This window comes from Limnohabitans sp. (genome assembly GCF_044361985.1).
Classification (GTDB): domain Bacteria; phylum Pseudomonadota; class Gammaproteobacteria; order Burkholderiales; family Burkholderiaceae_C; genus Limnohabitans_A.
Genome location: NZ_JBIKHV010000090.1, coordinates 1 through 8333, shown reverse-complemented (window position 1 = coordinate 8333; position 8333 = coordinate 1). Strand labels below are relative to the sequence as shown.

At 62.1% G+C, this 8333-nt stretch carries 7 protein-coding genes; 6 read left to right on the top strand and 1 reads right to left on the bottom strand.

What is annotated here, in order from left to right; translation table 11 throughout:
- Positions 1-31: 31 nt before the first annotated feature.
- Positions 32-1534, bottom strand: coding sequence for a xanthine dehydrogenase small subunit (xdhA, locus tag ACIQ3A_RS12300; protein WP_396432025.1), 1503 nt, complete (start codon positions 1532-1534; stop codon positions 32-34).
- A gap of 90 nt (positions 1535-1624) precedes the next feature.
- On the opposite strand from xdhA, the gene ACIQ3A_RS12295 reads away from it, so the two are divergent.
- The 6 genes from ACIQ3A_RS12295 to ACIQ3A_RS12270 all read left to right on the top strand — a co-directional run.
- On the top strand, positions 1625-2587 hold the full coding sequence (locus ACIQ3A_RS12295; protein ID WP_396432024.1) for a LysR family transcriptional regulator: 963 nt from the start codon (positions 1625-1627) through the stop codon (positions 2585-2587).
- A complete protein-coding gene (locus tag ACIQ3A_RS12290; protein WP_396432023.1) occupies positions 2584-4146 on the top strand; it encodes an ABC transporter ATP-binding protein in 1563 nt (520 codons plus the stop codon). The genes ACIQ3A_RS12295 and ACIQ3A_RS12290 overlap by 4 nt, the downstream gene beginning before the upstream one ends.
- Positions 4133-5206: an ABC transporter permease gene (locus ACIQ3A_RS12285; RefSeq protein ID WP_396432022.1), complete on the top strand. Its 1074-nt coding sequence runs from the start codon at positions 4133-4135 to the stop codon at positions 5204-5206. Before ACIQ3A_RS12290 ends, ACIQ3A_RS12285 begins: the two co-directional genes overlap by 14 nt.
- Entirely contained in the window at positions 5206-6126 is a 921-nt protein-coding gene (locus ACIQ3A_RS12280; RefSeq protein WP_396432021.1) for an ABC transporter permease, read from the top strand. The genes ACIQ3A_RS12285 and ACIQ3A_RS12280 overlap by 1 nt, the downstream gene beginning before the upstream one ends.
- A gap of 44 nt (positions 6127-6170) precedes the next feature.
- Positions 6171-7310 (top strand): BMP family ABC transporter substrate-binding protein, encoded by a 1140-nt coding sequence (locus tag ACIQ3A_RS12275; protein ID WP_396432020.1) that lies wholly within the window; start codon positions 6171-6173, stop codon positions 7308-7310.
- 178 nt (positions 7311-7488) lie between these two features.
- The coding region (locus ACIQ3A_RS12270) for a benzoate/H(+) symporter BenE family transporter (protein WP_396432019.1) at positions 7489-8333 on the top strand (845 nt) is incomplete at its 3' end.

The following is an 8333-nucleotide window of genomic DNA, read 5'->3' as shown; positions in this document are numbered from 1 at the left end:
TCGGCCGTGTTCTTTGTTCTTTGAGGCATGTTCATGTGAGGTCCTCCAGCCGAACATCGCTGTGGCCCGTGCTTTCCAGCCAAGCGCGGTGCAGCAGTTGGGCCAGGATTTTGCGGCGGTAGTCGGCGCTGGCGCGCAAATCGCTTAACGGGGAAAACTCTTGCTGAATGGTCGCTTGCGCTGTCGCCAAGCTGGCTTCGTTCCAGGGCTGGCCCACCAGCACAGCTTCGGTCTGCACCGCCCGTGCAGGTGTGGCGGCCACACCGCCCGCACCGATGCGCGCACTGCGGATGAGCCCACCGTGTACCTGCAGTTGCAGCGCCAGGCACACGGCGGAGATGTCGTCTTCATGGCGCTTGGACACCTTGTAGACACCCAGCCATTCGTCAGCTGTGGGGCGAGGCACAACGACCCAGGCCAGTACCTCGTCTGTGGCCAGAAGGCTTTGGCGGTAGCCGGTGTAGAACTGCTCCAAAGGCACGTGGCGGTGCACCATGCGGCCCTGACCTCGGACATGGCGCCAGGCCATGAGCACCACCTGCGCGCCCAGCCCAATCAAGAGCGGCATGCTGTCGCCAATCGGCGAGCCGTTGGCCACGTTGCCGCCCAAGGTTCCCGATTGGCGTATCGGCCAGCCCGCAAAGCGTTCGCCAAAGGGGGTGATCACAGGGCGATCCGCAGCCAGTGCCTCAAACGCGTCTTGCAGGCTGACAGCCGCGCCGATGGCGATGTGCTGCGGATAGTGCATCACCCGGCGCAACTCGGTCACACGGGTGAGGTCGATGATCTGCGGTATGCGGCGCAGGCCTTGGGTGATCCAAAGCCCCGCATCGGTGGCTCCAGCGATCAGTTGGGCCTTGGGCTGGTGGGCGCGGGCTTGTAAAAGGGCGGGCAGGGTGGTGGGCCTTTGGTAATCGCCGTTGGCCGGTTGGCCTGCTGCCAGCGTTTGCAGCGCAGCCACGATCGGCGCTTCATCCACGGCTTGAGCGGGGTCAGCCTGCAGACTGCACGCGGCTTGCACGATGGGGCGGTAGCCGGTGCAACGACACAGATTGCCCGACAGTGCTTGCAGGGCGATGTGCGTGTCCACGCTTTGGCCTTGCGCCACGGTGCGTTGGTAAAGCGCAAACAAGCTCATGACAAAGCCAGGCGTGCAAAAGCCGCATTGCGAGCCATGGCAATCAAGCAGGGCGCGTTGCACCGGGTGCAGCGTGCCACTCTGCTGGGCCAGATCGGCGGCGGTCCACAAGGCCATGCCATCGATGGCGTGCGCGGGTTTGATGCAACTGTTGACGGCGCGGTATTGCAAGCGCCCCTCCACTGCCTCGGCCACCACCACGGTGCAGGCTCCGCAGTCGCCTGCGGCGCAGCCTTCTTTGGTGGCGCTTAGGCGAAGGTCTTCACGCAGCAGGTCCAAGAGGGTGCGGTCTGGTGGTACATTGCCCGGATTCACTATTTGACCGCGATGCCAGAACCGCAGGGGACTGGACACAGGCGGCGCTAATTTCTGAGGGGAGACAAGCGTTTTTGACATGGCAAAGGAGTTTTCAGGGTCCAATGATCCTAGGATAAACCCGGGGTTCACACATGGGGACTTGGCCATAACGCTTATCTAAAAACGCATATGAAGCAGCCGCATCTTTTCGACAAGATCGATCTTCAACTTATTCGGACCCTTCACACCTTGTTGATCGAACGCAGTGTTTCCAAAACCGCCATGCGCCTGGGCCAGCAGCAGCCCGCTGTGTCCGTGGCGCTCAAGCGCCTGCGCGAGTTGACTGGGGACCCGATTCTGGTGCGTTCGGGCACGGGCATGGTGCCCACCGATGTGGGCTTGCAGATGTTGGCACCCGTGGCGCAGATCCTGCAGGCGGCTGAAAACCTGTTTTCGCCAGCCCGGTTGTTTGACCCGGCCGATGCCAGCGAGACTTTTCGCATTGCGGCGAGCGACACGCTGGACCCTTTATTTTTGCCGTCCGTGATGGCCCGCATCAAGTCGCTGGCGCCGGGCTGCAGGGTCGAGGTGCATGCCTTGTCGGCGCAGGCGCAATACGCGCACGATTTGGGGCAGGGCCTGATCGACGTGGTGATCGGCAATTGGGCCCAGCCCAGCGAAGAGCTGCACCGCGCCCAGTTGTTTGAAGACGAAGTTGCTTGCCTGGTCAGCAACAAGCACCCGGCGGTGCGCAGGGGCTGGACGCAGGACGACTGGCTGAGCTGCGAGCACATTGCTCCCACGCCTGCTTACCCGGGCTGGCGCGGGGTGATCGACGAACATCTTGACCAGCTTGGGCTGGTGCGCAACATTTCGGCGCGTTGTGCTCACTTTGGCCTGATGCCGCGCATGGTGGCATCGAGCTTGCTCGTGTTGACCACGGGACGTCAGTATTGCCAGCGTTTTTTGCAAGGCCCCGATGCGCAGCGCAGTTTGACCTTGCTGCCTTGTCCGGTGGAGTTTCCCAAGATGGTGTACTACCAGCTCTGGCACGAGCGCAGTCATGCCTCGGCTGCGGCCCGGTGGTTACGCGAACAGGTGAAAGTCAGCGCCGCCCAATTACCTCACCCGAACCCCCTGGCCCCGACATGACCACACCTCTCTTGTCTTTGCAAGGCATCACCAAGCGCTACCCCGGCGTGGTGGCCAACCAGGACGTGTCGCTCACCGTGATGCCCGGCCAGGCCCATGCCGTGCTGGGTGAAAACGGCGCGGGCAAATCCACCCTGATGAAAATCATCTACGGCTCGGTCAAGCCCGACGAGGGGCAGGTGTTCTTCAAGGGTCAGCCGGTTCGCATTCGCAACCCCCAAGAAGCCCGCAAGCTGGGGATCAGCATGGTGTTCCAGCACTTCAGCCTGTTTGACACGCTCACCGTGGCAGAAAATGTCTGGCTGGGTCTGGACAAAAGCCTGAGCCTGGCCGAGGTCACCGAGCGCATCGTGGCCAAGGCCAGCGAATACGGCCTCGACCTGGAGCCCGAGCGCCCCGTGCACACTCTGAGCGTGGGCGAGATGCAGCGGGTAGAGATCATCCGGGCCTTGCTGACCGAGCCGCAATTGCTGATCCTGGACGAGCCCACTTCGGTGCTGACACCGCAAGCGGTTGAAAAGTTGTTTGTCGTGATCAATAAGTTGGTCAGCCAGGGCTGCAGCCTGCTTTACATTTCGCACAAGCTGCACGAAATTCGAGCCCTGTGCAGCGCCTGCACCGTGCTGCGCGGCGGCAAGCTCACGGGAGTGTGTGACCCGCGTGAGGAATCCAATGCCTCGCTCAGCCGCTTGATGATCGGCGCCGAGCCCCCGGCTTTGCAGCATGTGTCGCGTGCGCCGGGCGAGGTGGTTTTGTCGGTGCAGGGGCTGAGCCTGACGCGACAAGACCCGTTTGGCGTAGAGCTGGACAGCATCAACCTGCAGGTGCGTGCGGGTGAGGTGGTGGGCCTGGCCGGGGTGTCGGGCAATGGACAAAAAGAATTGATGTGGGCCTTGTCGGGCGAAGACACCCGCGCAGGCGTGCAATGCGGCGCAGCCAGTGTGAGCTTGGCGGGCCAGGCGGTGGCGGCCTTGGGGCCAGTGCCGCGCAGGCAAATGGGCCTGCACTTTGTGCCTGAAGAGCGCCTGGGTCGGGGCGCTGTGCCCTCGCTCAGTCTGTCGCAAAACCTGCTGCTCACCCGCAGCGAGGCGCTGGGTGCGGGTGGTTGGCTGCGCATGGGGGTGTTGGCCGAGCAGGCCCGCCGCATCATTGATCGTTTCAATGTCAAGGCCTCAGGTCCTGACGCCCCAGCGCAGTCGCTGTCGGGCGGCAATTTGCAAAAGTTCATTGTGGGGCGCGAGATCAGCGCCTCTCCCAAGCTGCTGATTGTTTCCCAACCCACCTGGGGGGTGGACGTGGGTGCGGCGGCGCAGATCCGCGCCGAGATTTTGGCGCTGCGTGACGCGGGTTGTGCGGTGCTGGTGGTGAGTGAGGAGTTGGAAGAATTGTTTGAGTTGTCTGACCGCCTGCATGTGATCGCCAAGGGGCGCTTGTCGCCCTCGGTGGCGCGGACCGAAGCCACGGTGGAACGCATCGGCGAGTGGATGAGTGGCTTGTGGCCCGATGCGGACACTGCTGTGGCGATGGCCCAACCAGGAGAGCACCATGCTGCGGCTTGAACCCCGTCCCCAGGCCTCGCGTCTGTGGACCTATGCCTCGCCCTTGCTGGCGCTGGTGCTCACGGTGCTGCTGGGTGTGGCGCTGTTTGTGGCGCTGGGCAAAGACCCGGTGCGCGGACTGCAGATGTTCTTCTGGGAGCCCATCAAAACCAGCTATGCCCTGGGCGAGTTGATGGTCAAGGCCACGCCACTGCTGGTGATCGCGCTGGGTTTGTCGGTGTGCTTCAGGTCCAACGTGTGGAACATTGGTGCCGAGGGCCAGTTTGTCATTGGCGCGGTCTGCGCTGGGGGCGTGGCGCTGCTGGCCGAGAAAGACACAGGCCGCTGGATTGTGCTGGCGGTGTTGCTGGCTGGGGTGTTGGGCGGCATGCTGTGGGCGGGCATCACGGCGCTGCTGCGTGACCGTTTCAATGCCAGCGAAATTCTGGTCAGCCTGATGCTGGTTTACGTGGCCGACATGGTGCTGAGCTACCTGGTCTATGGCCCCTGGAAAGACCCGGCGGGGTTTAATTTTCCGCAGTCCAAAACCTTTGAATTGGTCACGCAAATTCCGCGTTTGATGGACGGTTCGCGCGTGAGCATGGGCTTGTTGTTGGCGCTGGTGGGGGCGGGCTTGCTGTGGGTGTTCTTGTTTCGCACGCGGGCGGGCTTTGCCCAGCAGGTCGGTGGTCTGGCACCCGATGCGGCGCGGTACGCAGGCTTTTCTTCGCGCAAGGCGCTGTGGGTGGCTTTGCTCACCTCGGGTGGGGCGGCGGGTTTGGCGGGCGCCCTCGAAGTGGCTGGGCCGATTGGCCAGCTCACGCCCTATGTGCCTGCGGGCTACGGTTTTGCCGCCATCATCGTGGCCTTTGTCGGGCGCTTGCACCCGGCGGGCATGGTCTTGTCGGCGGTGCTGATGAGCATGTTCTACATCGGCGGCGAGTTGGCGCAATCCCGGCTGGGCTTGCCCAAGTCGATCACGGGCGTGTTCCAGGGCCTGCTGCTGTTTTGCCTGCTGGCGTGTGACACCTTGGTGGCTTACCGCCTGCGCTGGGTGGCCCAAAAGATGGGGAGTGTGTGATGGAGTCGTATGCATTGCTGATCGCAGCCACCCTGAGCGCGGGCACCGTGTTGGCGCTGGCCGCTTTGGGTTTGCTGATCAACGAAAAAGCCGGGGTGGTCAACCTGGGGGCCGAAGGCATGATGCTGTGCGCTGCAATTGCGGGATTCGCGGCCGTGGTGCATACCGGCAACGACTGGTTGGGTTTTGCCGCTGGCATGGGCGCGGGTGCTGTGTTGGCCGCCATCTTTGGCGTGCTGGTCATTTGGCTGGGTACCAACCAATACGCCACCGGTTTGGCATTGAGTTTGTTTGGCGTGGGATTCTCAGCTTTTGTGGGCATTGGCTATGTGCAAGAGAAGTTGCCCGAGCGCCCTCACTACGCCATTGCCGGCTTGGCCGACATTCCACTGGTGGGCCCGGCCTTGTTCAAACAGCACCCGCTGGTCTATGGGGCGATGCTGCTGGTGGTGGCACTGGTTTGGTTCTTGTACAAAAGTCGCACCGGTTTGGTGCTTCGCGCGGTGGGCGAGTCACCTGCTTCGGCGCATGCCTTGGGCTACCCGGTGCGACGCATCCGTCTGGCTGCGGTGGTGGCTGGGGGCGCTTTGTGCGGCCTGGCTGGCGCCTACATCTCGGTGAGCTATACCCCGCTTTGGGTGGAGGGCATGGTGGCGGGCAAAGGCTGGATTGCGCTGGCGCTGACCACCTTTGCCACCTGGCGTCCGGCACGGGTCTTGCTGGGTGCTTACCTGTTTGGTGGCGTGACGATGCTGCAATTTCACTTGCAGGGCATGGGCGTTGAGGTGCCCAGCCAGTTGCTCACGGCCCTGCCTTACATCGCCACCATCGTGGTGCTGGCCCTGATCTCGCGCAACCCGACCTGGATTCGTGTGAACATGCCCGCATCCTTGGGCAAGCCCTTTTATCCCGGTACATAATTGCTTTTTTTCAACCCCCGTAACCCTGTTCAAAAGGACCTGACATGACCGACATCTCCAAGCGCTCCATCGTCAAGATGGTGGCCCTGACCGCTGTGGCTGCCGCCGCACTGGTGGGCTGTGGCAAGAAAGAAGAAGCGCCCAAGGCTGAGGCCCCCGCTGCAGCGCCTGCCAAGGCCGAGCCCCTGAAGATCGCGTTTGCCTATGTCGGCCCTGTGGGCGACGGTGGTTGGACCTTTGCACACGACAACGGTCGCAAGGAAGTCGAAAAAGCCTTCGGTGACAAAGTGGTCACCAGCTTTGTTGAAAAAGTGCCAGAAAGCGCCGACGCTGAGCGCGTGATCCGCGACATGGCCGCTCAAGGCAATAAGTTGATTTTTGGCACCACGTTTGGCTACATGGAGCCCATGCTCAAAGTGGCGGCTGACAACAAAGGCGTGAAGTTCGAGCACGCCACCGGTTACAAAACCGCCGAAAACATGCGCACTTACGACAGCCGCACCTACGAAGGCGCCTACATGGCGGGTGTGATTGCGGGCAAGATGACCAAGACCAACACCTTGGGTGTCGTGGCCTCGATCCCAATCCCCGAAGTCGTGCGCAACATCAACAGCTTCACCATGGGCGCCCAGTCGGTGAACCCGAAGATCAAGACCAAAGTGGTCTGGGTGAACGAGTGGTTCAACCCACCCAAAGAAACCGAAGCCGCCACCTCTTTGATCAACGGCGGTGCGGACGTGCTGATGCAAAACACCGATTCGTCGGCTGTGTTGCAGACGGCTGAGAAAATGGGCAAACGTGCCTTTGGCTGGGATTCCGACATGACCGCCTACGGCCCCAAGGCCCACCTGGGTTCGGCGGTGATCAACTGGGGCCCTTACTACGTCAAGACCGTGGGTGAAGCCCTGGAAGGCAAGTGGAGCACTGGCCAAAGCTGGTGGGGTGTGAAAGAAGGCGCGATCGAGATGGTCAACGTGGCCGCTGACGTGCCCGAAGACACCAAAAAGCGCATCGGTGAAATCAAGGCCGGTCTGAAAGACGGCAGCTTCTCCATCTGGAAAGGTCCCATCGTGGACCAGGCCGGCAAGGAAATTCTGGCCAAGGATGCTGTCGCGGACGACAAGTTCCTGGGTGGTGTGATGTTCTACGTCAAGGGCGTGGAAGGCAAGATTCCAGGCAAGTGATGGGGAGTCTGCAGGGCCTGACATTCCCGACTTGATCGGGAAGCCATTGCCCGCTGACCAGCAGACCGCCTGACGCAAGTCAGGCGGTTTTTTTACGTGGCTGGCCTCTTGGCGACGGCAAATCTCAGCGGGTTTGATACGCTGGGCACAGTTTTTTCTTCCCACAAAGGCCGCCGCTTTGTTCAAACATCTGGAATCCCCCGCAGCCGCGCCCAAAAATGGGCGCCAAATCCGCGCAGACTTTGGCAGCACTTACGTCGCCAATGCCTTGATTGGGTTCATCTTTGCCGCCACCGGGCCGGTGGCCATCATTTTGTCGGTGGGCACGCGCGGCGGTTTGTCGCCCGAAGAACTGGCGTCCTGGGTGTTCGGGGTGTTTTTTGTCAACGGTCTGGTCAGCTTGCTGATGAGCTGGCGCTACACCACGCCCTTGGCTTTTGGCTGGACGATCCCAGGCACGGTGCTGGTGGGGCCGGCCTTGCAGCATCTGAGTTTTGCGGAGGTGATTGGTGCTTTTTATGCCACGAGTGCACTGATCCTGGTGCTGGGTCTGAGCGGCTGGGTCAAGCGCGTCATGGCCGCACTGCCCATGCCTATCGTGATGGGCATGGTGGCCGGGGTATTTTTGCGCTTTGGCCTCGACATCGTGCGTGCGCTGAACAGCGATGTGACCATTGCGGCCCCCATGGTGGCGGTCTTCTTGTTGCTGTCGGCCCGGGCCGATTGGGGCAAGCGCTTGCCGCCGGTCATCGGCGCTTTGCTGGTGGGGGCTTTGGCGGTGGCGGTGTCGGGCCGACTCGACGCCGCGGCCGTGGGGCAGTTGGCTTTGGCACAGCCCGTCATCCAGGCCCCAGTGTGGTCGTTTGCCGCGATGTTGGAGCTGGTGTTGCCGCTGACCATCACGGTGCTGGTGGTGCAAAACGGTCAAGGTGTGGCTGTGCTCAAGAATGCTGGGCACGAGCCGCCAGTCAACATGATCGCGGTTGCCTGCGGTGTGGGCGCGGCCGTGAGTGCGGTGTTTGG

Coding starts and splice junctions, on each gene's coding strand:
- ACIQ3A_RS12275 (WP_396432020.1), top strand. CDS start 6,171: ATGACCGACATCTCCAAGCGCTCCATCGTCAAGATGGTGGCCCTGACC.
- xdhA (WP_396432025.1), bottom strand. CDS start 1,534: ATGTCAAAAACGCTTGTCTCCCCTCAGAAATTAGCGCCGCCTGTGTCC.
- ACIQ3A_RS12290 (WP_396432023.1), top strand. CDS start 2,584: ATGACCACACCTCTCTTGTCTTTGCAAGGCATCACCAAGCGCTACCCC.
- ACIQ3A_RS12285 (WP_396432022.1), top strand. CDS start 4,133: ATGCTGCGGCTTGAACCCCGTCCCCAGGCCTCGCGTCTGTGGACCTAT.
- ACIQ3A_RS12295 (WP_396432024.1), top strand. CDS start 1,625: ATGAAGCAGCCGCATCTTTTCGACAAGATCGATCTTCAACTTATTCGG.
- ACIQ3A_RS12280 (WP_396432021.1), top strand. CDS start 5,206: ATGGAGTCGTATGCATTGCTGATCGCAGCCACCCTGAGCGCGGGCACC.